Origin of the sequence: Ralstonia nicotianae (assembly GCF_018243235.1) — a bacterium.
Classification (GTDB): Bacteria; Pseudomonadota; Gammaproteobacteria; order Burkholderiales; family Burkholderiaceae; genus Ralstonia; species Ralstonia nicotianae.
The window spans coordinates 2,120,425-2,144,061 of the sequence record NZ_CP046674.1 but is presented as its reverse complement, the minus strand read 5'-3'; the positions used below and the strand labels follow the sequence as shown (position 1 = coordinate 2,144,061).

Annotated in this window: 22 protein-coding genes; 18 read left to right on the top strand and 4 right to left on the bottom strand. The window is 68.9% G+C overall.

Going from position 1 to position 23,637, the window contains the following annotated elements:
- The first annotated feature begins 7 nt into the window (after positions 1-7).
- The 15 genes from GO999_RS09665 (at position 8) to GO999_RS09595 (ending at position 17,349) form a co-directional block, all read left to right on the top strand.
- Complete coding sequence (locus GO999_RS09665) at positions 8-913, top strand: EAL domain-containing protein (protein WP_211906183.1); 906 nt, start codon at positions 8-10, stop codon at positions 911-913.
- A gap of 28 nt (positions 914-941) precedes the next feature.
- Entirely contained in the window at positions 942-1,610 is a 669-nt protein-coding gene (locus GO999_RS09660) for an RBBP9/YdeN family alpha/beta hydrolase (RefSeq protein WP_020831854.1), read from the top strand.
- Between the two features lie 111 nt (positions 1,611-1,721).
- A complete protein-coding gene (gene cysT / locus GO999_RS09655) occupies positions 1,722-2,636 on the top strand; it encodes a sulfate ABC transporter permease subunit CysT (protein WP_016722049.1) in 915 nt (304 codons plus the stop codon).
- Between the two features lies 1 nt (position 2,637).
- Positions 2,638-3,618, top strand: a complete 981-nt coding sequence (gene cysW, locus GO999_RS09650; RefSeq protein WP_211906182.1) for a sulfate ABC transporter permease subunit CysW — start codon at positions 2,638-2,640, stop codon at positions 3,616-3,618.
- The gene (locus tag GO999_RS09645) at positions 3,615-4,730 is read left to right on the top strand and encodes a sulfate/molybdate ABC transporter ATP-binding protein (RefSeq protein ID WP_020831866.1); all 1,116 of its coding nucleotides are present in this window, start codon (positions 3,615-3,617) and stop codon (positions 4,728-4,730) included. Before cysW ends, GO999_RS09645 begins: the two co-directional genes overlap by 4 nt.
- 34 nt (positions 4,731-4,764) lie before the next feature.
- Positions 4,765-5,748 carry a CysB family HTH-type transcriptional regulator gene (locus tag GO999_RS09640; protein ID WP_011001297.1) on the top strand — a complete coding sequence of 328 codons (984 nt, stop codon included), beginning with the start codon at positions 4,765-4,767 and terminating at the stop codon, positions 5,746-5,748.
- Positions 5,749-5,896: 148 nt separating this feature from the next.
- The gene (locus GO999_RS09635; protein WP_211906181.1) at positions 5,897-7,954 is read left to right on the top strand and encodes an NEL domain-containing protein; all 2,058 of its coding nucleotides are present in this window, start codon (positions 5,897-5,899) and stop codon (positions 7,952-7,954) included.
- A gap of 197 nt (positions 7,955-8,151) precedes the next feature.
- Positions 8,152-8,445: a 2TM domain-containing protein gene (locus GO999_RS09630; RefSeq protein ID WP_011001299.1), complete on the top strand. Its 294-nt coding sequence runs from the start codon at positions 8,152-8,154 to the stop codon at positions 8,443-8,445.
- Positions 8,445-9,689, top strand: a complete 1,245-nt coding sequence (locus GO999_RS09625) for a sensor histidine kinase (RefSeq protein ID WP_211906180.1) — start codon at positions 8,445-8,447, stop codon at positions 9,687-9,689. The genes GO999_RS09630 and GO999_RS09625 overlap by 1 nt, the downstream gene beginning before the upstream one ends.
- A 3-nt stretch (positions 9,690-9,692) precedes the next feature.
- A complete protein-coding gene (locus GO999_RS09620) occupies positions 9,693-10,505 on the top strand; it encodes a LytR/AlgR family response regulator transcription factor (protein WP_011001301.1) in 813 nt (270 codons plus the stop codon).
- Positions 10,506-10,679: 174 nt separating this feature from the next.
- A complete protein-coding gene (locus GO999_RS09615; RefSeq protein ID WP_377270479.1) occupies positions 10,680-12,335 on the top strand; it encodes a thiamine pyrophosphate-binding protein in 1,656 nt (551 codons plus the stop codon).
- Positions 12,336-12,362: 27 nt separating this feature from the next.
- Positions 12,363-12,869: a ribonuclease E activity regulator RraA gene (gene rraA / locus GO999_RS09610; protein WP_011001303.1), complete on the top strand. Its 507-nt coding sequence runs from the start codon at positions 12,363-12,365 to the stop codon at positions 12,867-12,869.
- A complete protein-coding gene (locus GO999_RS09605) occupies positions 12,862-13,275 on the top strand; it encodes a gamma-glutamylcyclotransferase family protein (RefSeq protein WP_028852996.1) in 414 nt (137 codons plus the stop codon). The genes rraA and GO999_RS09605 overlap by 8 nt, the downstream gene beginning before the upstream one ends.
- A gap of 177 nt (positions 13,276-13,452) precedes the next feature.
- Positions 13,453-15,327, top strand: a complete 1,875-nt coding sequence (locus GO999_RS09600; RefSeq protein WP_211906179.1) for a GALA protein — start codon at positions 13,453-13,455, stop codon at positions 15,325-15,327.
- A 192-nt stretch (positions 15,328-15,519) separates the two neighbouring features.
- A complete protein-coding gene (locus GO999_RS09595) occupies positions 15,520-17,349 on the top strand; it encodes an F-box-like domain-containing protein (RefSeq protein WP_211906178.1) in 1,830 nt (609 codons plus the stop codon).
- 145 nt (positions 17,350-17,494) lie between these two features.
- On the opposite strand, the gene GO999_RS09590 is transcribed toward GO999_RS09595, so the two are convergent.
- A complete protein-coding gene (locus tag GO999_RS09590; protein WP_139180358.1) occupies positions 17,495-17,722 on the bottom strand; it encodes a hypothetical protein in 228 nt (75 codons plus the stop codon).
- A gap of 168 nt (positions 17,723-17,890) precedes the next feature.
- Here GO999_RS09590 and aceA point away from each other — a divergent pair, with 168 nt between their 5' ends.
- Complete coding sequence (gene aceA / locus GO999_RS09585) at positions 17,891-19,195, top strand: isocitrate lyase (protein WP_028852999.1); 1,305 nt, start codon at positions 17,891-17,893, stop codon at positions 19,193-19,195.
- Positions 19,196-19,326: 131 nt separating this feature from the next.
- On the opposite strand, the gene GO999_RS09580 is transcribed toward aceA, so the two are convergent.
- The 3 genes from GO999_RS09580 to GO999_RS09570 all read right to left on the bottom strand — a co-directional run bounded on the left by GO999_RS09580 (position 19,327) and on the right by GO999_RS09570 (position 21,013).
- Complete coding sequence (locus GO999_RS09580; protein WP_020371745.1) at positions 19,327-19,761, bottom strand: universal stress protein; 435 nt, start codon at positions 19,759-19,761, stop codon at positions 19,327-19,329.
- 76 nt (positions 19,762-19,837) lie between these two features.
- Positions 19,838-20,767 (bottom strand): LysR family transcriptional regulator, encoded by a 930-nt coding sequence (locus GO999_RS09575; protein WP_011001309.1) that lies wholly within the window; start codon positions 20,765-20,767, stop codon positions 19,838-19,840.
- A gap of 24 nt (positions 20,768-20,791) precedes the next feature.
- Positions 20,792-21,013, bottom strand: a complete 222-nt coding sequence (locus GO999_RS09570) for a hypothetical protein (protein WP_211906177.1) — start codon at positions 21,011-21,013, stop codon at positions 20,792-20,794.
- Between the two features lie 210 nt (positions 21,014-21,223).
- On the opposite strand from GO999_RS09570, the gene GO999_RS09565 reads away from it, so the two are divergent.
- Together GO999_RS09565 and aceB are read left to right on the top strand one after the other, a co-directional pair.
- Complete coding sequence (locus GO999_RS09565; RefSeq protein WP_211906176.1) at positions 21,224-21,925, top strand: haloacid dehalogenase type II; 702 nt, start codon at positions 21,224-21,226, stop codon at positions 21,923-21,925.
- A gap of 84 nt (positions 21,926-22,009) precedes the next feature.
- Entirely contained in the window at positions 22,010-23,590 is a 1,581-nt protein-coding gene (aceB, locus tag GO999_RS09560; RefSeq protein ID WP_211906776.1) for a malate synthase A, read from the top strand.
- The last annotated feature ends 47 nt before the right edge of the window (positions 23,591-23,637 follow it).

Sequence of the window (23,637 nt, the reverse complement as noted above, 5' to 3'; positions counted from 1 at the left end):
CAATCCCATGAGTCTCATGCACATCACCGCACTCGCCCGGTTTCTCGGCACCCTGCCTAGCGCTCCCATGCCCGACCGCCAGCTCTGGCGCGACGCCGACGGGCGCGTGCAGGGCCAGTTCTTTCATTGCGCGCTGACCAGCCTGTTCGAGCCGGTCTGGCGCCTGGACGAGGCCGGCGTGCTGATCCCCGACGGCCACGAAGCCCTGATGCGCACCTGGACGCGCCACGGCGAGGGCGGCCTGAACCCGTGGAAGATGTTCTCGCTCGCCTCCGACGACACCACGCTCGTCGAGCTCGACCGCCTGTGCCGACTGGTGCATACGCTCAACTACTTTGTGCGCACCGACGCGCGGCGGCTGGTGGTCAACGTGCACGGCCGCCTGCTGGCGGCGGTGGCGGCCGACCACGGCAAGGCGTTCCACCGCGCGGTGACGGCGCTGGGCCTGGCGCCGGGGCAATTCGTGATCCAGGTGCCCTCGACCGCCAACGACGATCTGGGCCTGCTGCTGTTCGTGGTGGACAACTACCGCCGTAACGGGTTTGCGGTGGCGGTGCAGGCATCCGATCCGGCCGAAGCGGGGGCGCTGATGGTGCATGCGCGGCCGGCCTTCCTCAAGCTCGATGCGCGGCGTGGCTGGCAGGCCCGGCATGTGGCCGGGCTGGCCGATTCGGCGCGCGAGCTGGGTGTCACGCTCGCGCTGCGCCGGTGCGAGCGGCCGGAGGATCTCGACCTGGCCCGTGCCGCCGGCATCCGCTACGTGCAGGGCAGCGTGCTGCCGGGCGCGGAGCCCGCCGAGCCCGCCCCGCTTCCCGGGCCGCTGGCCGCGATGCCCGCGCGCGCCTCTCAGGCCCAGTCCTGCGTGGCGCCGCAGCCGTGGCGTGCCGCCGGCCTTTCCCTTGCCGAATCATGACGTTCAGACAGATCGACCAGGACACACGATGACACGCACCGCAGCGCAAACCGCGATCGCCGCGCACGGCCGGCACTGGCCGGCGGGCGTTGCCATGCTGACCGTGCCGGGGTTGTACGGCAGCGGTCCGGGGCATTGGCAGAGCCGCTGGGAAGGGCACTTTCCCGACTGGCGCCGCGTGGAGCAGGACGACTGGTCCACGCCGGACCTCGCGCGCTGGTCGGCCCGGGTGGGGCAGGCTGTGCGCGCGGCCCAGGCGGAGCGGCCGCGCCATGCCCCGCGCGCCGTGCTGGTGGCGCACAGCTTCGGCTGCCTGGCGTCGCTGCACTGGGCGGTGCAGGCGCGCGACGCGGTGGCGGGCGTGCTGCTGGTCGCGCCGGCCGACCCGGACAAGTTCGGCGTGGCGGACCAGCTGCCGCAGCGCGCGCTGCCGTTTCCCGCCGTGCTGGTCGCCAGCCGCAACGACCCCTGGCTGGGCTACGGCCAGGCCTTGGAGTGGGGCGCGCGCTGGGGCGCGGAGGTGGTCGACGCGGGCCATGCCGGCCACATCAACGCGGATTCCGGCCTGGGGGAGTGGGAGCCCGGTCTTGCGCTGCTCGATCGCCTGGTCAGTCGTGCCTGTGCGCCGGAGGCCGCTCGCGACGGTGCCGACTGGCAGGCCCAGTGGGATGTCCTGCCGAGCGCGCCATATATCTAAAACGATGATTTACATGCGCAAATATTCGTTTTCTTCATAAGAAGTGCTCGCCACAATCGGTTCATCTGCATCCCGGCCGCAGTTTCGCGGCCTTTTTTATCGGTTGCGCTGATGAGCCTGTTCTCTCCGTTCTCTTCCGCCCGCCGGCGCAAGCCTGCCAACGTGCTGCCCGGCTTCGGGCTGGCGCTGGGCTTTTCCCTGCTGTACCTGGCGCTGATCGTGCTGATCCCGCTGTCGGCCACGGTGCTCAAGACCGTCTCCATGACGTGGGACGCCTTCTGGAGCACGGTGACCGCGCCGCGCGTGGTGGCTTCCTACCAGCTGACCTTCGGCGCCTCGCTGCTGGCGGCGGCGCTCAACCTGGTGTTCGGGCTGATCGTGGCCTGGGTGCTGGTGCGCTACCGCTTTCCGGGCAAGCGGCTGGTGGATGCGCTGGTCGACCTGCCGTTCGCGCTGCCCACGGCGGTGGCCGGCATCGCGCTGACCGCGCTGTACGCGCCCAACGGCTGGATCGGGTCGCGGCTGGAGCCGCTGGGGTTGAAAGTCGCGTTCACGCCGCTGGGCATCGTGGTGGCGCTCACCTTCATCGGCCTGCCGTTCGTGGTGCGCACGGTGCAGCCGGTGCTCGAAGACCTGGAGGCCGAACTGGAAGAGGCCGCCGCCAGCCTGGGCGCCACGCGCTGGCAAACGTTCCTCCGCGTGATCCTGCCGACCCTGCTGCCGGCGCTGCTGACCGGCTTCGCGCTGGCCTTCGCGCGTGCCACGGGCGAGTACGGCTCGGTCATCTTCATCGCCGGCAACATGCCGATGATCTCCGAGATCACGCCGCTGATGATCTATTCCAAGCTGGAGCAGTTCGACTACGCGGGCGCCACCGCCATCGCCGTGGTCATGCTGGCGATCTCGTTCGCGCTGCTGCTGGTGATCAACCTGCTGCAGGCCTGGACGCGCCGGCGCGGCAGCCGCAACGACGCCATCGAGCGTCCCGCCCAACCCTTGGCCGCCGTCGGCGCCGCAGGAGCTTGACATGGCCGCGACCGTTTCCCGCCAACCCGGCCAGGCGCCGGCGGCTGCCCGGCGTGGTGCCACCGCCGAAGCCGCGTGGGTGCGCGCGGTGCTGATCCTGGTGTCGTTCGCGTTCCTGGCGCTGTTCCTGTTCGTGCCGCTGGCCAGCGTGTTCTACGAGGCGCTGCGCAAGGGCCTGGATGTGTACTGGGCGGCGCTGGCCGAGCCCGATGCGCTGTCCGCCATCACGCTCACGCTGAGCGTCGCGGCGATCGCCGTGCCGCTCAACGTGGTGTTCGGCGTGGCGGCGGCGTGGGCCATCGCCAAGTTCGAGTTCCGCGGCAAGAACCTGTTGCTGACGCTGATCGATCTGCCGTTCTCGGTGTCGCCGGTCATCGCGGGGCTGGTCTACGTGCTGTTGTTCGGCGCGCAGGGATGGTTCGGGTCCGCGCTGTCTGCACACGATTTCAAGGTCATCTTCGCGGTGCCGGGCATCGTGCTGGCGACCGTGTTCGTGACCTTCCCGTTCGTGGCGCGCGAGCTGATCCCGCTGATGCAGGCGCAGGGCAGCGAAGAGGAGGAGGCGGCCATCGTGCTGGGCGCGTCAGGCTGGCAGACCTTCTTTCGTGTCACTTTGCCCAAGATCAAGTGGGGGCTGCTGTACGGTGTCATCCTGTGCAACGCGCGGGCGATGGGCGAGTTCGGCGCGGTGTCGGTGGTCTCGGGCCATATCCGCGGGCTGACCAATACGATGCCGCTGCACGTCGAGATTCTCTACAACGAATACGATTTCGCGGCCGCGTTTGCCGTGGCCTCGCTGCTGACGCTGCTGGCGCTCGTCACGCTGGCGCTCAAGACGCTGGTCGAATGGCGCAGCCGCAGCGAGCTGGCCGACGCCGATGCCGGCGTGGGCGAGGGGCCGGGCCGGCACGCGGCACCGCAGCCGTTGTCTTCGCATCCGCACGTCCGCGTGCAATCTCCGCTCGAAGGGAGCGCCGCATGAGCATCCAGGTTCAACACGTCACCAAGCGTTTCGGTAACTTTGTCGCCCTCGACGATGTCTCGCTCGCGTTCAGGCAGGGCGAGCTGACCGCGTTGCTGGGGCCGTCGGGCTGCGGCAAGACCACGCTGCTGCGCATCATCGCCGGCCTCGAGCATGCCGATGCGGGCACCATCCTCCTGAACGGCGAGGATGCCTCCGACCGGCACGTGCGCGAGCGCCAGGTCGGCTTCGTGTTCCAGCACTATGCGCTGTTCAAGCACATGACGGTGTTCGAGAACGTGGCCTTCGGCCTGCGCGTCAAGCCGCGCGCGCAGCGGCCGTCGGAGGCGCAGATCCGCGCCAAGGTGAAGGCGCTGCTCGAACTGGTGCAGCTCGACTGGCTGGCCGAGCGCTACCCGCCGCAGCTGTCGGGCGGCCAGCGCCAGCGCATCGCCCTGGCGCGCGCGCTGGCGGTGGAGCCGCGCGTGCTGCTGCTCGACGAGCCGTTCGGCGCGCTCGACGCGAAGGTGCGCAAGGAACTGCGCCGCTGGCTGCGCCGCCTGCACGACGATCTGCACGTCACCAGCCTGTTCGTCACGCACGACCAGGAAGAAGCGCTGGAGGTGGCCGACAGCGTGGTGCTGATGAATCGCGGCCAGGTGGAGCAGGTGGGCAGCCCCGACGCGGTCTACAACACGCCCGCCACGCCGTTCGTCTATGGCTTCCTCGGCAACGTGAACCTGTTCCACGGCCGGCTGGAGGCGGGCGAGGGCGGCAGCGTGCTGCACGTGGGCGAGACCGCGCTCAGCGTGCCGCCGGGCGGCGTGGATGCGTCGCGCGCGGACCAGGCGGTCGCCTTCGTGCGCCCGCACGAGATCGACCTCGAGCGCTATGCCCCGGGCGCCGAGGGCATTCCCGTGACGCTGCGGCGCGCGCTGACGCTGGGCGCCGTCGCGCAGCTGGAGCTGGAGCGCACCGACAGCGACGACATCATCGAAGTCTCCCTGCCCATCGAGCGCTTCCGCGCGCAGGGCCTGCGCGAAGGCGAAACCCTGGTGGTGCGCCCGCGCGCCATCCGCGTGTTCGCGCAGGGGCAGGGCAGTGAGCATGCGGCAGCCGCGCAGGCGGCCTGAGCCCGCGACAACACCACGACGAGAGGACACGAGCATGAACTTCCAGCAACTGCGTTCCATCCGTGAGGCGGTGCGCCGCCAGTTCAACCTGACCGAAGTCGCCAACGCGCTCTATACCTCGCAGCCCGGCGTGTCGCGGCAGATCCGCGAACTGGAGGATGAGCTGGGCGTGGAGATCTTCGAGCGCTACGGCAAGCGCCTGACCGGCCTGACCGAGCCCGGCCGCGAGATCGTGCGCATCGTCGAGCGCCTGCTGCTGGAGGCCGAGAACCTGCGCCAGGCCGGCGAGGAGTTCTCAGGCCGCCAGTCGGGGCGCCTGACCGTGGCGACCACGCACACGCAGGCCCGCTATGCGCTGCCCAAGGTGGTGCAGGCGTTCCGCAAGGCGTATCCGCATGTCACGCTGGCGCTGCAGGAAGCCTCGCCCTCGCACATCGTCGAGCTGCTGCTGACCGGGCAGGCCGATATCGGCGTGGCCACCGAGGCGGTGGCCAGCGAGCCGGGCCTGACTTCGTTCGAGGCCTATCGCTGGCGCCACGTGCTGGTGGTCAGCCCGGACCATCCGCTGACGAAGAACCCGCTGCCCGCGCTGGAAGACGTGGCGCAGTATCCGCTGATCACCTACGACGCCGGCTTCACGGGCCGCCGCAACATCGACGCGGCATTCGCCGGCGCCGGCCTGCAGCCCGAGATCGTGCTGACGGCGATGGATGCCGACGTGATCAAGACCTACGTGGCGCTGGACGTGGGCGTGGGCATCATCGCCTCGATGGCCTATGACGGCCGCAAGGACGACAACCTCGTCTGCATCGGCGCCGACCACCTGTTCGAGCCCAACACCACGCGCGTGGCGGTGCGCCGCGGCGCCTACCTGCGCGGCTATGCGCACGACTTCATCGGCATGTTCGCGCCGCACCTGTCGCGCGAGGCGGTGGCTGAAGCGGTGGCGTCGACGGTGGTGGCGCAGCCGGCGCGGCCGGCGCTGGTGGCGTCGCCGCGCCAGACGCTGGCGGCCTGAAGAAAAGACGCCTGTCGATCACATCTCACGGTGGCAGGCAAGGTGTGATTGCAACCGGTTTCGCAAGGCGGGCGAGGAGTTCGGGCAAGGGGCAGCCGCTTGGCGGAAGGAAGCCGGTACGCTCGCGGCACATTTCCTCGACCGCACCATGCCAACCCGCGTTCCGTCCCCCACCCTCGGCCGCTCCCATCCCGTGACGGGAGCGGCGTCGACCGCTACCTCCACCGCTGCCACCGCGACGCGGTCGGGCCCCGCCACGGCGCCCGCTCCCGGACGATCCCGGGAGGGCCTGCTGGCGGAGTTGCCTACCGGGCGTACGGCCCGCACGCCATCCGTCAGCGCCGCCGGCGCGCACGCGGGGCGGCCGGCGTGGAATGTGCAGGGCGCCATCGAGGCCATGGCCGCGCTTTCGCCGGAACGGGAGAAGCGCCTGTTCAAGAAGTCTGCCTCGCCGCAGTACCGGTACGCCAAGGGCTTGACGGCGGAGCAGCGCGGGCAACTGGAGTCTGCGCTGGAGCAGCGGTTCCGCAATCCCGCGGCTCCCGCCGAGGCCCGGGATTCGGCGCTGGCGATGTGGCTGTCCGTTCAGCAGGCGCGGTTGCGCACGCATACGGCCGGCCATCGCAATCATCACAATCTCGAGCAGTTTCAACTGGCGGCCTTGAGCGTTCCGATCCCGCTGCTGGCGCTGGGCTATCGCAGGCAGCGGCGGCGGTACTACTCCTCGCCGCTGCGGCCGGAATATCGGACGGCGTTCAACAACTTCATGCGCGTCATCGGCGATCCCTCGCTGAGCGAGGCGGTTCGCCAGACGGTCGCGCAGCGGCTCGAATATCACCGGCGCAGCGAAGAAACCATCGCCCGGCACGAAAGGCAACTGCTCGGGGAGCACGGCGTAATGGGGCTTGCCGAAAGCGGGTATCAGATCGGCACGAACTACGATCATGTCAACCTGACCGCGCTGGAGCGGGAGGCGGTGGTCGAGAGCCGGGGAAGCGGGGTTCCACCGGCGCTGCACATCCAGGCCTTGCAAACGGAGCGGTCGCGCGTTGAGAGCGGGGCGCTGCGGCATCAGTGGCTGACCCGCGAACTGCGCGATGCGCAAGCGCGCGCGGGGCAAGGCGGGGCTGTCGCCGGCTCGGCCGGCCCGTCGTCTGTGCGGCAAGTCGACGCGGCGGAGTCCAGTGCCGCCGCGGCCCGCCTGCGCCGGGATACCGCCAACGATATCAGGCGACTGCGGCGGCCGCTTGCGGCGGAGATCAAGCAGTGGCTCAAGCTTGCGCACGCGGAGCCGTTGCCGGACCCCAAGGCTTTCGATAACGAACTGTACGCCAACGCGTTCGCCCGTCTGCTGGAGCGCCGCCGGCCGCTGAGTCTGATCTCCTATTTCGCCCGCTGGGATCCGGTTGTCGTCGATGGGGCGAAGGTCATCCAGGCCATTGCGAAAGACGCCAACCTGCGCAAGGAGGTGTTTGCCGCGGCGGAAACCGCCTTGGGAACCTGCGGCGACAATGTGGCTGATGGGTTTGCCAACATCGTGACGATGGTCGACACGCATCAGCTCGTGGACGACGTGCGCAGCGGCAAGCTGGACCAGCCGGCACTGGAGGCTTGGGGACGCCAGCGGTACCGCCTGGACAGCCTGATCACGGAAGTCAATCAATGGATGGCGAGCCGGCGAGGCCATGAGGGGCTGCCTGTCACCATGACTGAGAGGCGCGTGGCCAGGGAGCCGCTGGAAACGATGCTGCATGCGAAGGTCGCGTTGAAAACGGTACTCGACCTGCCCAAGAACCTTCCCTCCAGCATGCGTCATCGGCTTGCCAGCGCGCTCAAGCCGGATGATCTGAAGCGGTTGGCCGAAACCGTGCAGGCGAAGGAAGCCGATCCGGTCGAGCTGGCCAGGTACCTGCTCAGCAACGACGCGTGGCGTGGCGCCATGAAGGCGCTGCACCCCGCCGCGTTTGCCGCGCTGGGCAAGCGCTTTGCTCCGGAGAAGGACGCCCTCGCCAAAGAGATACCGCCCCAGCCCACGGACCCCGAGGGGCTTGAATTCCTGGACGAGCGGATGGCCTATGCGGAACGCACGGATGCGTTCACGCAAAAATGCCGTGCCGCCGAGGACACACTCCTGCTGTCGCTCGCCGGGCGCTACGCGCTCGTGCCCGCGGTGGTGGGCGCCGGGCCTTCGCAAGGCAGCCGCTAGCGGTCCGGCGGTATCCCGCCGAGGGCTTGCCGCGCTGTGTCGCGGGCGAGGGGCGCGGCGGGGCGAGCGCGCATGGCGGAACGCCGTTGCGTTGCGGCGGCCATTCACGCCCGCCGTCGTACCGTTCGTCGCATTGCCGTGGCGCATCCGGACCCCGTTCCTATACTGCGGACATTCCCGGCCGAGCCCGCACCGCCATGTCCGCCACCACCTTCCCCGCCTCCGATGACGCCGCCTTGCTGCACCGCGCCAGGCGGCGCGCCGGCGCGCGCATGGGCTTGCGCATCCACCTGCTGGCCTTCCTGGCTGTGAACCTCATGCTGGCGGCGATTGCGCTGTCGCGCGGGCAGTCCTGGTTCATCTGGCCGCTGCTGGGCTGGGGCGTGGGGCTGGCCGCACACGGCCTGGGCCTGGCGTGGGCGCTGGGCAGCGGCTACCGGCGCCTGGTGGACCGGGAACTCGCCCGGCTGCGCAATCAGGCAGGCCGCTGATGCGGGATCGCCCACGCTTTGACCCGGCCACCCCGTCGAGTAAGATCGGCCGCATGCTTGCCAACGTGTCGCTGCCTCCGCCTGCCGAGTGCCTGCGCATCGCCATGCGCTGGCTGCGCGCGTTCGCCTGGATCGTCGCCATCAATACCGGCATTGCCGCCGTGCTGGCCTTCGGCATCAAGCCGGACGACACCTTCTGGCACGACCTCGTCTACAGCCAGGCGATCGGGCTGTCGATGTGGCTGCTGATCGATATTCCGCGCCACCTGCTGTGGGGCAACGGTCCGCCCAGCCGGAAGATCCTGCCCTGGATCGTGGTGGCCGCGGTGCTGATCGGTGTGCCGTTCGGGCAGTGGGTGGCGCGGCGGATCCTGTGCACGGGCGACCAGCCCTGGCGCGCCGACAGCCTGCGCATGAGCTTCATCATCGCCATGCTGGCGGCGCTGGGCGCGACGTATTTCTACTGGTCGCGCGGCAAGCTGGCGACGCTGCAGCGGCAGGCCGCGCTGGACGCGCTGGAGCGCGAAGAGGCCGAGAAGCAGGTTGTGCGCGCGCAGCTGATGGCGCTGCAGGCGCAGATCGAACCGCATTTCCTGTTCAACGCGCTGGCCCACGTGGACGTGCTGATCGCGCGTGATCCGGCCGGCGCGCGTCGGCTGCTGCAGCACCTGATCGGCTTCCTGCGCACGTCGCTCGCGCATGCACGCGCCGAGCAGTGCACGCTAGAGCAGGAGTTCGCGCTGCTGCGCGCGTATCTCGACATCCAGGCGCTGCGCTTCGGCGCGCGCCTGCGGTTCTCGCTGGCGCTGGACGACACCATCGCCGGCCTCGTCGTTCCGCCCATGCTGATCCAGCCGCTGGTGGAGAACGCCGTGGTGCACGGCATCGAGCCGTCGCGCGAGGGCGGCACGATCGCGCTATCCGCCCGGCGCGAGGGTGACCGGCTGCGGCTGGAGGTGCGCGATACCGGCATCGGCTTCGGCCGGGACGCGGCCCCCGGCAAGGGCTCGGGCATGGGGCTCACGCATGTGCGCGAACGGCTGGCGCGCCTGTTCGATGCCGATGCGCGCCTGACCATTGCCGAGACCATGCCGCACGGCGTGACCGTCACGGTGGAGCTGCCGCTGGCGCACGACGCCGCTGGCGCGGATGCCTCCGGCGCCGCCGTGCCGCAATGGCGCTGCCGCTTCTCCCGGCCGGCAGTCGCGCCCGCGCTGGCCCCGCGCGCTCCCGCCGGAACCTGACCGATGCCCATCGCTCCCCGCCTGCTGATTGCCGACGATGAACCGGCGCTGGCCGACAGCCTGATCGCCGAGCTTGCCGCGCTGTGGCCCGGGGCCCGCATCGCGCCCGCGGTGCACGACGGGCAGTCCGCGCTGGATGCCATCGACCGGCCGCGCGCGGGCGAGGCGCCCGATGTGGTCTTTCTCGACATCCGCATGCCGGGGCTGTCCGGCATCGAGGTGGCGCGCGAGCTGGCGGGCCGGGCGCAGCGCCCGCTGGTGGTGTTCGTGACCGCCTACGACCAGTTCGCGCTCGACGCGTTCGAGCAGGCGGCCGTGGACTACGTGCTCAAGCCCGTGCAGACCGAACGCCTGGCCGCCACCGTCCGGCGCTTGACGGCGCGCCTGGCCGAGCGGCCGGACGGCGGCGCGGCGGCCGATCCCGCGCAGACCCTGGCGCAACTGGTGGAGCGCCTCGCCGGGCTGCCGGCCGCGGGCGGCGCCAACGGCGCCTATCTGCGGTTCATCAAGGCGCTGGTGGGGCAGGAGATCCGCTTTATCCCCGTGGAAGAGGTGCTGTACCTCGAGGCGACCGACAAATACGTCAACGTGGTGACCCACGCCGGCGCGTCGCTGATCCGCACCAGCCTGCGCGAACTGCTGTCGCAGCTCGACCCGCAGCACTTCTGGCAGGTGCATCGCGGCACGGTGGTGAACGTGGCGCACGTGGCCAGCGCCGTGCACCTGTCGCTCGGCCGACTGGCGCTGAAGATCCGGGGCCGGACCGAGACGCTGCCGGTGGCGCGGCAGTACGCGCACCTGTTCCGGCAGATGTAGCGTCCCCATTCGGGGGTGTGCGCGGGCCGTCCTTCCGCTATGCTCGGTTGTATCGTCAACGAATCGACAGCGAGACGACCCGCCATGGAGACAGCCGTTGCCCGCCCGGTATCCACCGGCCCCACCGATTCCACCGATTCCGGTTCCCGTCCGGTCCCCCGGCACGGCGGACAGATCCTGGTCGATGCCCTGATCGCCCATGGCACGGACCTCGCCTTCGGCGTGCCGGGCGAGAGCTACCTGGCCGTGCTGGAAGGCTTCTACCAGCGGCGCGACCGCGCGCGCTTCATCGTATGCCGGCAGGAGGGCGGGGCCGCCACCATGGCCGACGCCCATGGCAAGCTGACCGGTCGCCCCGGCATCGTGTTCTGCACGCGCGGCCCCGGGGCGACCAACGCCAGCATCGGCGTGCACACCGCGTTCCAGGATTCCACGCCGCTGATCCTTTTCATTGGCCAGGTCGGCCGCGACTGCGTCGACCGCGAAGCCTTCCAGGAGATCGACTACCGCCGCATGTTCGGCCAGATGGCCAAGTGGGTTGCGCAGATCGACAGCGTCGAGCGCATCCCCGAATACATCGCGCGCGCCTTCCAGACCGCGACGGCGGGGCGCCCCGGCCCGGTGGTGCTGGCGCTGCCCGAAGACATGCTCACCCAGGTCGCCACCGTGGCCGACGTGCCGCCGATGCCGCGCGCGATGGCGTGGCCCGCGCCGCACGATCTGGCGCGGCTCAAGGCCCTGCTGGGCCGCGCCGAGCGCCCGCTGCTGCTGCTGGGCGGCGCCGGCTGGACGCCGCAGGCCGCCGCGCGCCTGCAGGCCTTCGCCGAGCGCTGGCGCTTGCCGGTGGGCTGCGTGTTCCGCCGGCAGGATCTGTTCGACAACCGCCACCCGAACTACGCCGGCGATGTCGGCATCGCCATCAACCCGAAGCTGGCGGCGCGCGTGCGCGAGGCGGACGTGGTGCTCGCCATCGGCACGCGCCTGGGCGAGATGGCAACTTCGGGCTACACGCTGTTCGACGTGCCGCGCCCGCGGCAGACGCTGATCCACGTGCACGCCGGCGCCGAAGAGCTGGGCCGCGTCTACCAGGCCGATCTGATGATCCACGCGGCGATGCCCGCCATCGCCGAGGCGCTGGACGGCGTCGCGCCCGATGCGCCGCCGCGCTGGCAGGCCTGGACCGAGGCCGCGCATGCGGACTACCTCGCCAACATCGCGCCGCCGCCGTTCGCCGGGCGGGGCATCGATCTGGCCCGCGCGATGCAATGGCTGCGCGAGCGCCTGCCGCGCAACGCCATCCTGACCAACGGCGCGGGCAACTACGCCACCTGGCTGCATCGCTTCTACCAGTACGGGCCGCTGGCCGCCGGCTCGCGCACCCAGCTCGCGCCGACCAGCGGGGCGATGGGCTATGGCGCCCCGGCGGCCGTGGCGGCCAAGATCGCTTGTCCGCAGACGCCCGTGATCTGCCTCGCCGGCGACGGCTGCTTCCTGATGAACGGCCAGGAGCTGGCGACCGCCATGCAGTATGACGCGCCGGTGATCTTCATCGTGGTCAACAACGGCATGTACGGCACCATCCGCATGCACCAGGAGCGCGCGTATCCGGAACACGTGAGCGGCACCGAGCTGCGCAACCCGGACTTCGCCGCGCTGGCGCGCGCCTACGGCGCCGAGGGCCACACCGTGCGTTCGCTGGAGGGCTTCCAGGCCGCGGTGGAGGCGGCGCTGGCGGCCCCGGTGGCCACCGTCATCGAAGTGCAGACCGATCCGGAGATCATCAGCCCGCGCGCAACCCTGCAATCGCTGCGTGCGCAGGCGCGCGGCTGAACCCGTTCCATCCACGCCGACACCGCCATGACGACGATGATGATTCCCGTGACCGACCTGTGCGACGCGCACGAAGACCAGCTCGCCAGCGGCGCCGTGCGCGTGCTCGCGCCGGTGTTCCGCAGCTTCGGCGCGCGCGCGGCCTTTGCCGGGCCGGCCGCCACGCTCAAGGTGTTCGAGGACAACGGCCTGGTGCGCGCCATGCTGGAGCAGCCGGGCGAGGGGCGCGTGCTGGTCGTCGACGGCGGCGGCTCGCTGCGCTGCGCGCTGGTGGGCGGCAACCTCGCCAAGCTGGCCGAGGACAACGGCTGGGAGGGTGTCCTCGTCAACGGCTGTGTGCGCGATACCCGCGAGCTGGCCGCCTGCAACGTCGGCGTGCATGCCCTGGCTGCGCATCCGCGCAAGAGCTTCAAGAAAAACCAGGGCGAGCGCGACATCGGCGTGCAGATGCCCGGCGCCTACATCCACCCGGGCGAATGGATCTACGGCGACGAAGATGGCGTGCTGGTCTCGCGGGAGCGGCTGCATGACTGAGGCCATCCACGTCTTCGCCTACGGCACGCTGCGCGCGGGCGAGGCCAACGACCTGCGCGTCGCCGCGTCCCGGCGCGGTATCGCCGAGCCGAAGCTGATCGGCCACGCGACGCTGCACGGTCGGCTGTACGACTTCGGCGCGTATCCCGGCCTGGTGCCGGACCCGACCGGCACCGCCGTGCGCGGCGACGTCTACCGCATCGACCCCGGGCTTGTGCCGGTGCTCGACACGATCGAAGCGGTCTACCCTGGCGGCGACGCGCTGTTCCTGCGCGAGACCCACACCGTGATGCTCGGCAGCGAGCCGCTCGACTGCATCGTCTATCCGGTCAGTGCCGGGCAGGTGGCGGGGCGGCACGTCATTACCGGTGGGGATTGGGTGGCGTACCGGCTGGCGCGGGGGTGAGCCGGGGCCGGATGGCATTGGCCGGTCCGGCCGACGCTGGCCCACATCGGCCGTAGGCCAGTGCCGGGGCGTGCCGGCAGGTTCGCCTGTTGCCGTGTTTTTTCGTGGCCTGCGCCGCCGCGCCCGGCCGGATTCCGCCAAGCTCGCGCCCGACATGGATAGGTAACGGAGACGGCGATGGTGTCGCGCATTCCCACCGGCAACCGCGGGCAAGGCAACGGAATCGAGCAATCTGCCTCGTCGCACGCTACCGAGGCTACGCCCTGGCTGGGCGTGAACCTGCCGTATGGGCACTGGCTGCCTTCTTCTGCACGCTCGGTGGTCTCGCGGGCCTCGTCGCTCCTGGGCGGCCTGGCGAACTTCAGGTGGGGCGGGCCGTCGGCAAGCGCCCGGCCCGCGCCGAACATCCGGTCTGCCGCCATCGCGCCCGCCCAGCAGACGCTGCCGCCCGAGCTGTGGCAGCAGATCGCCACCCTTGCCGGAGCGCGGCCCCGGCGTGCCATGCGGGAGGTCAGCCTCGAACTGCGGAATGCCTCGCGGGCGGTCGTGACGCACCTGACCATCAGCGACCCGGCGATGTTCCGCCAACTGAGCCTGTACCCGGCGCTCAAGAGCGTGCGCTTCAAGGGGGCGCTCACGCTTGAGGCGCTGAAAGCCCTGCCGCCGACGCTGGAGCACCTGGAGATCGGCCGCTGCACGGGCAGCGCCATCTCGGCCGAGGGGCTGGCGCATCTCGCCGCGATGCCGCTCAAGTCGCTCAACCTGAACGGCATCGAAATCGGTGTCGAGGGCGCGCGCACGCTCGCGACCAGCAAGTCGCTCGTCTCGCTCAGCCTGATCGGCTGCGGGATCGGCGACCGGGCCGCCCAGGCGCTGGCGGCCAGCCGGTCGATCCGGTCGCTCGACCTGAGCGTGAATATGATCGGACGCGATGGTGCCCAGGCGCTAGCGGACGCGCCGCTGGTCTCGCTCAATCTGTACAGCAACGAGATCGGCGACGACGGCGCACGGGCACTGGCGACCAGCCAGACGTTGACATCGCTCGAGTTGCGCCGCAACGGCATCGGCAACGCCGGAGCGGGGGCCTTCGCAAACAACACCGTGCTGCGCAAGCTCAACCTGGCGAACAACATGATCGACAAGCGCGGTGCCCGAGTGCTGGCGGGCAACACGTCACTCACCGAGCTCGACCTGGGCGGCAACCGCCTGGGTGACAAAGGCGCGCGGGCGCTGGCGGGCAACCGGTCGCTGCTTTCGCTCAAGGTGGACCACAACGAGATCAGCGACGAGGGCGTACAGGCGCTGGCGCAGCATGCCACGCTCAGATCGCTCGATCTGAGCTTCAACTTCGTCGGCCTTCAGGGTGCCGGTGCGCTGGGCGGAAACACCAGGCTCAGCGAGCTCAACCTGAGCCTTTGCGGGATCAATTCGTACAGCGCCAGCGCCCTGGCGCGCAACAAGTCGCTCGCCTCGCTCTATCTGAACGGCAACCGGATCGGCGACGACGGCGCGCGGGCGCTGGCAAAAAACAGCACGTTGACCCTGCTCGACCTGAGCCGAAACAACATCCAGAACGCGGGCGCCGAGGCGCTCGGAGGCAATCAGGCGCTGATCTCGCTCAAGCTGGCCGGCAACGGGATCGACGATGACGGCGCGGCGGCACTGGCGCGCCATCCCCGGCTAACGACGCTGGACCTGAGCCAGAACCGGATCGGGTCCGAGGGGGCGCGGCACCTGGCGCAAAGCGCCACGCTCGCCGAGCTCGACCTGAGCGAGAACCGCATCGGTCCCGAGGGCGCCGAGGCGCTGAGCCTGAGCACGGTGCTGATCACCCTCAAGGTGAACGACAACGCCATCGGCGAGGACGGCGCGCGGTCGTTGGCCGACAGCACGTCGCTGACCTCGCTCGACGCGCGCCGGAACGGGATCGGCGAGGGCGGCGCCAAGGTGCTGGAGGCCAATACCCGGATCACGGGCACGCCGCAGAACCCGAATTTCCTGGCGGAGGATGTGCCGAGGCCGGATGTATTGCAGCGGCTGGACAGGGTGTGATGTGTGCCGGGGAGGTGCGATCGTAGCGGTAGAGACTTGCCCCCGTTCGCCCGCGTGGCGTCTTTGTCGTGTCGGCGCTTGCCTTCGGAGCGCCAAGCCGTTCGTTTGCCGCCGGATTCTTTCGTGGTACTGGCGGTTTCCCCAGCCGGATTCCGCCAAGCTCGCGCCTGTCATGGTCATGCAACGGAGCCGATGATGTTCAAGCCTACTTTCAACAACCCCTACGTTCGTCTTGAGCCATCCGCGCCGCCGCTGCCGGATGGGGGATTCCCGCCCACGCCGGACCAGGCGGACGGGCAGCCGGCTTACTCGCCCAGCCGTTCGTCGGCCGGGGTCTCATCGTCGGCCCTGGGCGGGCTGGCGGCATTGAAGCTGGGCGCTGGATCGGTGGGTACGTCATCCATGCAGCGTCGCCAACTGCCCCCTGCGCCTTTGGTGCCGCGCAAGATGGAGAATATTCAGCAGCTGCCGGATGAGGCGCTGCAGCACATCGCCAGCTTCCTGGATCCCCGCTCCAGGCGGGCGCTGAGCGAGGTCAGCCACATCATGAATGAAGCCGCTCGATCGAGCCAGACGTCCATGCAGGTCTGGAACAAGTCGATGCTCAACCAGCTGCATCACTATCCCAACCTGCAAAGCTTGCGTCTCCTGGGCGACATCACGCTCGATGAGCTGAAGGCGCTTCCCCCGACGCTGCGCCACCTCGACCTGGGCGAGGGCACCGGCGAGGCCAAATCGCCTGCCGCGATTGCCTATCTCGCCACCTTGCCGCTCGAATCGCTCAATGTGAAGGGCGCCCAGATCGGCGACCACGGCGCGCAGTTGCTGGCCGCCAACCCCTCGCTCAAGAAGCTTAACGTGGCGGATGGCGGGATCAGCGAGGTGGGCGCCAGGAAGCTGGCAGACCACCCGTCGCTCAAGTCGCTTGACATGAGCGGCAACCAGATCGATGCGCGAGGCGCGCAGCATCTGGCGAACAGCCAGTCGATCGAGACGCTCCGCCTGTGCTGCTGCGGCGTCACCGATCCGGGCATCCAGGCGCTGGCGGAAAACAACCGGTTGACTTCGCTCGATGTGAGCGGCAATTACATCGGTGACGGTGCGCTCACCACACTGGCCGCCAAGCCCTCGCTGACCTCGCTCGACGTCAGCTGCAACCGGCCGTACACCGCCACAGAGCCGCACCTGGCGCTGGAACAAGGGGCGAGCATGGCATTGGCGCTGGCGCAGGGGCTGATGCAGCGCACGACGCCGCTCACCTCGCTCAAGGCGGATGGAAACTGGTTTGACGATACCGCGGCGATATTGCTGGCGGCCGCCCCGGCAGGGACAATCTCGCTCTCGCTGAAAAAGAACCTGATCGAAGCCGAGGGCGCTCAGGCGCTGGCCAGCAACCCTGTGCTCAAGTCGCTCGACCTGACCCAGAACCCGATCCGCGACGAGGGTGCGATAGCGCTGGCGGACAGTCAGTCGCTCCGGGAGGTGACCGTGAAGAACTGCCTCGTGAAGGATGCCGGGGCAGCGGCGCTGGCGCGCAACCCCAGGCTGACCTCGCTCGACCTGGGCAACCTCCTCACCGAAACGGGAGACGAGGCGGAGCAGGCGGATTACGACAAGACCGCCAACGAGATCAACGAGGAGGGCGCCAAAGAGCTGGCGCAAAGCCGTTCGCTACGTTCGCTCAGCGTGCAGGGCAACCTGTGCGGCGATGGCGGCGTGCAGGCGCTGGCGAGAAACCGCAAGATAACCACGTTGAACGTGGCCTACACAAACATGACCCCGGAAAGTGCGCCGGAGCTGGCCCGCAATCCGGTGCTCACCTCGCTCAGCGTGCGCTGGAACTACAGTCTCGGCACGGAGGGCGCGCTGGAGCTGGCCAAGAGCAAATCGCTCGCTTCGCTCGACGCGCGCAACATCAGCGTCGGCCCGGAAGGGGCCCTGGCGCTGGAGGCCAATCCGCGCATCACGGGCACGCCCGAAAACCCCAATTTCCTGCACGGGTTATTCCCGCCGGAGATCTAAGGCGGCACTGCCCGGTTCGTTCGGTGCACGGCAGCGCACCCGTCCTATCTCCATCGCATGGGGTGCGCGTCTCCCCGGATACGGAAATCCACAGCAGCGGCCTGGCCGGAGTCATCCCGGTCAGGCCGTTTTTTTGCTTGGCTGATCACATTCGCAGGGCCTTTTCGGGGAAGCGGCGTGCCGCAGTGGCGCTCGCGGTCAGGGGATGGGGATCGGTCGCGCTGGTTTTTTCATAATGCGGAAAGATATTTTGGTCCGCAAAAATTGCACACTGCGCGGCACCATGACCCTCTTTCATGATGGGAAAAAACTTTCCGCAATATGGGAATGCGTTTGTATCTATTTGAAAAATAAGGAATAAAAATTCAAGCATGCAATGATGTTCTCCTTGTTGCGCCGCACCCGGCCTCTCTACACTCTTATATAAGACATATGACTTGAGCTGCTCGGATGCCCCCTGCAAGGCGTGGGCGGTTCAAGGCGTAGAGCGCATTACCCCGGTTTTTATTGTTTGATGGATCGATCACACAAGGAGAGAGTCATGTCGCGCGAACTCGAAGTGAAGGCGCTGCAGCAAGAGTGGGACACCAACCCGCGCTGGAAAGGCATCAAGCGCGGCTACACCGCGCAAGACGTGGTGCGCCTGCGCGGCTCGCTGCAGATCGAGCACACCCTGGCCCGCCGCGGTGCCGAAAAGCTGTGGACCCTGATGAACAGTGAGCCGTTCGTCAACGCGCTGGGCGCGCTGACGGGCAACCAGGCCATGCAGCAGGTCAAGGCCGGCCTGAAGGCCATCTACCTGTCGGGCTGGCAGGTGGCGGGCGACGCCAACAGCAACGGCGAGATGTATCCCGACCAGTCGCTGTACTCGGTGGACTCGGTGCCCAAGGTGGTCAAGCGCATCAACAATACGTTCCAGCGCGCCGACCAGATCCAATGGTCGGAAGGCAAGGACGATGTCGACTTCTTCGCCCCGATCGTGGCCGATGCCGAGGCCGGCTTCGGCGGCGTGCTGAATGCGTTCGAGCTGATGAAGGCGATGATCGAGGCGGGCGCCGCCGGCGTGCACTTCGAAGACCAGCTGGCCGCCGTCAAGAAGTGCGGCCACATGGGCGGCAAGGTGCTGGTGCCGACACGCGAGGCGGTGTCCAAGCTGGTGGCCGCGCGCCTGGCCGCCGATGTGATGGGCGTGCCGACCGTGCTGATCGCCCGCACCGACGCCGAGGCCGCCGACCTGCTGACCGCCGACGTGGACGACAACGACCGTCCGTTCTGCACCGGCGAGCGCACCGTGGAAGGCTTCTACCGCACCAAGCCGGGCCTGCAGCAGGCCATCGCGCGCGGCCTGGCTTACGCCGACTACGCCGACCTGGTGTGGTGCGAAACCGGCAAGCCGGACCTGGAGTACGCCAAGAAGTTTGCCGAGGCCATCCACGCCAAGTTCCCCGGCAAGATGCTGGCCTACAACTGCTCGCCGTCGTTCAACTGGAAGAAGAACCTGGACGACGCCACCATCGCCAAGTTCCAGAAGGAGCTGGGCGCGATGGGCTACAAGTTCCAGTTCATCACGCTGGCCGGCTTCCATGCCCTGAACTACTCGATGTTCAACCTGGCCCACGGCTATGCCCGCAACCAGATGAGCGCCTTCGTCGAGCTGCAGGAAGCCGAATTCGCGGCGGCCGAGAAGGGCTTCACCGCGGTCAAGCACCAGCGCGAAGTCGGCACCGGCTACTTCGATGCCGTGACGCAGACTATCGAGCGCGACGCGTCCACCACGGCGCTCAAGGGCTCGACCGAGGACGCGCAGTTTTTCGAAGAAAAGGCGCACGCCAAGAAGGTCGCCTGAGGTGTCGCCGCATCCGGCACCCAGGACACCTGGGCCGGCGCCCTGACCACGCGCCGGCCGCTCAAAACCGCTCCCCCCGGCGCGGTTTTTTTATGCCCGGGCAGGAACCCCGCCGCTGCGAGTCGGCCCGTTCAGCGGTAGACGATCACCGGGATCGCCGTGTGCGTGAGCACCTTCTGCGTCTCGCTGCCCAGCAGCAGCCCGGCCAGCCCCCGCCGGCCGTGCGACGCCATGAAGATGACGTCGCAGCCATGGCGCTCCGCCGCGTCGATGATGCCCATGTAGGGCACGGCAAAGCACGACATGTCGGTGTCGCAGTCGATGCCGGCGGCGCGGGCGGTGTCCTCCACGTCCTTGAGGACCACGCGCGCCTGCGCCTCCACGCGCTCCTTGAAGGCCTGAGGCGTCTCCACCACGATCTCGGAGAAGGGCGTGTACGGATATTCCTCCAGGCAGGTGTACGCCGTCAGGCGCGCGCCGAGCGTCTTGGCAAAGTCGAGCGCGCCCGCCACCGCTTTGCGCGACAGCTCCGAACCATCGGTCGGGATGAGGATGTGCTGGAACATGCGGCCTCCTGTGGGTGAGAACGGACCGGTCTTGATGGTTTGATTGTAGGCGGCGCGCTCGGTACCGCACATCGGACTAATCCGTAAGCAGGGTCGGATCGGCGCGGCGCCAGTAGGCCGGATTGCCGTAGGTGTTCTTCAGGAAATCGATGAGCAGCCGCACCCGCAGCGGCAGGTGCTTGCGCTGCGGAAACACCGCATGGATGCCGATCGGCGGCGCCTCGAAGGCATCGAGCACGGTCACCAGCCGGCCGGTGGCGATGTCGTGGCCGACCTCCCACCACGAGCGCCAGGCCAGGCCGTGTCCTTGCAGGCACCATTCGCGCAGCACCGCGCCGTCGGTGCACTCCATGGTGCCGCCCACCTTGACGGTAACGGTCTTGCCGCCTTGCTGGAACACCCAGCCGCGCTGCACGTTGGCGCTGGCGCCGAAGGCCAGGCAGTTGTGGCCGGCGAGCTGCTCAAGCTGCTCGGGCCGGCCGCGCCGCTCCAGGTAGGCGGGCGCGGCCACCACCACGCGGCGGTTTTCCCACAGGCGGATCGACACCAGGCTCGAATCCGGCAGGTCGCCCAGGCGAATGGCGCAGTCGAAGCCTTCGTTGACCAGATCGACGATGCGGTCGCCCAGGTCGAGCGTGATCGATACGTCCGGATGCGCGGCCAGGAAGTCCGGCACCATCGGCGCGACATGGCGGCGGCCGAAGCCGGCCGGGGCCGTCACGCGCAGGTGGCCGCTGGCCTTGACGCCGCCGGCCGACACGCTGGCTTCGGCGTTGTGCAGGTCGTTGAGGATGCGCTGGCAATCTTCCAGGAAGGCCGAGCCCTCGAAGGTGAGCGTGATGCGCCGCGTGGTGCGCACCAGCAGCTTCACGCCCAGGCGCTCTTCCAGCGCGTCGATGCGGCGGCCGATGATGGCCGGCGCCACGCCCTCGGCGGCGGCCGCGGCGGAGAGGCTGCCGCGCGTGGCCACGGCGACGAAGGTTTCGAGCTGCTTGAAATGGGCCATGTCGATGCGGGCGCCGCGGCGCGTTCAGGCGGGCATGCCCGCCGGGGTTGAGGGCCGGCGCAGCCGCCATGGCGCGACGCCGATTTCCAGGACCGCTGGCCCCAGCCGGAACCGGCCGCGCAGCCAGGCCCACGCGGCGAGGGCACCGGCAGCCACACCGGCCAGCCACGCCGCGCCACCATCGGCGCCGATCTTGCCGGCGGGAACGCGTTGTGCGACGCAGGCGATCTGGGGCCAGAGCGACATGGGGGCCGGCGAGGGAAGGCGGAAAGCGATCAGATTGTGATGAATATAAAGGTTATCACTCCGTATTCGGTGGGTAAAAGTTAAAGATCAAGTGACCGGGAGCGCCTTTGTGCGCCGCGACCGCTTTTCTACAATGGCCCACGTTGCGAAGGTCGGCGAGGCGCTCCACGGCACGGAACGCACGGCCTTCGGGTCCGTGGGAGCCAGGCCATGACTTCGATTCGCGCGGTGGTGTTCGATGCCTACGGCACGCTGTTCGACGTGTATTCGGTGGCCGCGCGCGCCGAGCAGCTGTTTCCCGGCAAGGGCGAGGCGCTGTCGGTGCTGTGGCGCGACCGGCAGATCGACTACACCCGCATCCGTTCGCTGGCGGGACCCTCGGGCGAGCACTACAAACCGTTCTGGGACGTCACCGTCGACGCGCTGCGCTATGCGTGCGCGCGGCTGAACCTGCCGCTCGGCAACCACGCCGAGGCCACGCTGATGCGCGAATACGCGTGCCTGTCGGCGTTTCCGGAGAACGTGCCGGTGCTCCGGCAGTTGCGTGAGATGGGGCTGCCGCTGGGCATCCTGTCCAACGGCAATCCGCAGATGCTGGTGATCGCCGTCAAGAGCGCGGGCATGTCGGGGCTGTTCGACCACGTGCTGTCGGTGGATGCGGTCAGGCTGTACAAGACCGCGCCGGCCGCATACGCGCTGGCGCCGCGGGCGTTCGGCGTGCCGGCCGCGCAGATCCTGTTCGTGTCGTCCAACGGCTGGGATGCCTGCGGCGCGACGTGGCACGGCTTCACGACGTTCTGGATCAACCGCCTGGGGCATCCGCCCGAGGCGCTGGATGTGGCGCCCGCCGCGGCCGGCCACGACATGCGGGACCTGCTGCAGTTCGTGCAGGCCCGGCAATCCATGCGGTAGCAGGACCCCAACCCCGACATCGGCCGACCAGGCCGGGCCCGTTCAACCCTCACCTCATCCTCTGGAGATACCACCATGACGACCATGGAGCTGACGCTGCCCCAAGGCATGGAGATCAAGGCCGAGATCCTGCCGGCCTACGAAGACATCCTGACCCCCGAGGCCCTGGCCCTCGTCGCCAGGCTGCACCGGGCCTTCGAGCCGCGCCGCCAGCAGCTGCTGGCCGAGCGCGCCGAGCGCGTCAAGCGCCTCGATGCCGGCGAGCGCCCGGACTTCCTGCCCGAGACCCGGCACATCCGCGAGGGCGACTGGACCATCGCCCCGATCCCGCCCGCGCTGGAATGCCGCCGCGTGGAGATCACCGGCCCGGTCGAGGCCAAGATGGTCATCAACGCGTTCAATTCGGGCGCGGACAGCTACATGACCGACTTCGAGGATTCGAACGCCCCGAGCTGGCACAACCAGATCCAGGGCCAGGTCAACCTGAAGGCCGCCATCCGCCGCACGCTCACGCTGGAGTCGGGCGGCAAGTCGTACAAGCTCAACGACAAGATCGCCACGCTGCAGGTGCGCCCGCGCGGCTGGCACCTCGACGAGAAGCACGTGACGGTGGACGGCCAGCGCGTCTCGGGCGGCATCTTCGACTTCGCGCTGTTCCTCTTCCACAACGCGCGCGAACAGCTCGCGCGCGGCGCCGGTCCGTTCTTCTACTTGCCGAAGATGGAGAGCCACCTGGAGGCGCGCCTGTGGAACGACGTCTTCATCGCCGCGCAAGACGCGCTCGGCCTGCCGCGGGGCACCATCAAGGCCACCGTGCTGATCGAGACCATCCTCGCCGCGTTCGAGATGGACGAGATCCTGTATGAGCTGCGCGAGCACAGCGCGGGCCTGAACGCCGGCCGCTGGGACTACATCTTCTCGTGCATCAAGAAGTTCAAGGTGGACCAGAACTTCTGCCTGGCCGACCGCGCCCGCGTCACGATGACTTCGCCGTTCATGCGCGCCTACGCGCTGCTGCTGCTCAAGACCTGCCACAAGCGCAACGCACCGGCCATGGGCGGCATGAGCGCGCTGATCCCGATCAAGAACGATCCGGAGAAGAACGCCATCGCCATGCAGGGCATCATCAACGACAAGAAGCGCGACGCCACCGACGGCTACGACGGCGGCTGGGTGGCGCACCCGGGCCTGGTCGAGGCGGCCATGAAGGAATTCGTCGACGTGCTGGGCGATGCCCCCAACCAGATCGGCAAGCAGCGCCCCGACGTGAACGTGGCCGCCGCCGACCTGCTGAACTTCCAGCCCGAGCAGCCCATCACCGAGGCCGGCCTGCGCATGAACATCAACGTCGGCATCCACTACCTGGGCGCCTGGCTGGCCGGCAACGGCTGCGTGCCGATCCACAACCTGATGGAAGACGCGGCCACGGCCGAGATCTCGCGCTCGCAGGTGTGGCAGTGGATCCGCTCGCCCAAGGGCACGCTGGAAGACGGCACCAAGGTCACGGCCGAGCTGGTGCGCAAGCTGATCCCCGAGGAGCTGGCCAAGGTGAAGGCGGACGGCGCGGTGGGCCACTTCGATCGCGCCGCGCAGATCTTCGAGCAGATGTCCACGTCGGAGTCGTTCTCGGAATTCCTGACGCTGCCGCTGTACGAAGAACTCTGAGCGCCGCTTGCCTGGCGCACGGAACGCCGGCCGGGGTGACCCGGACC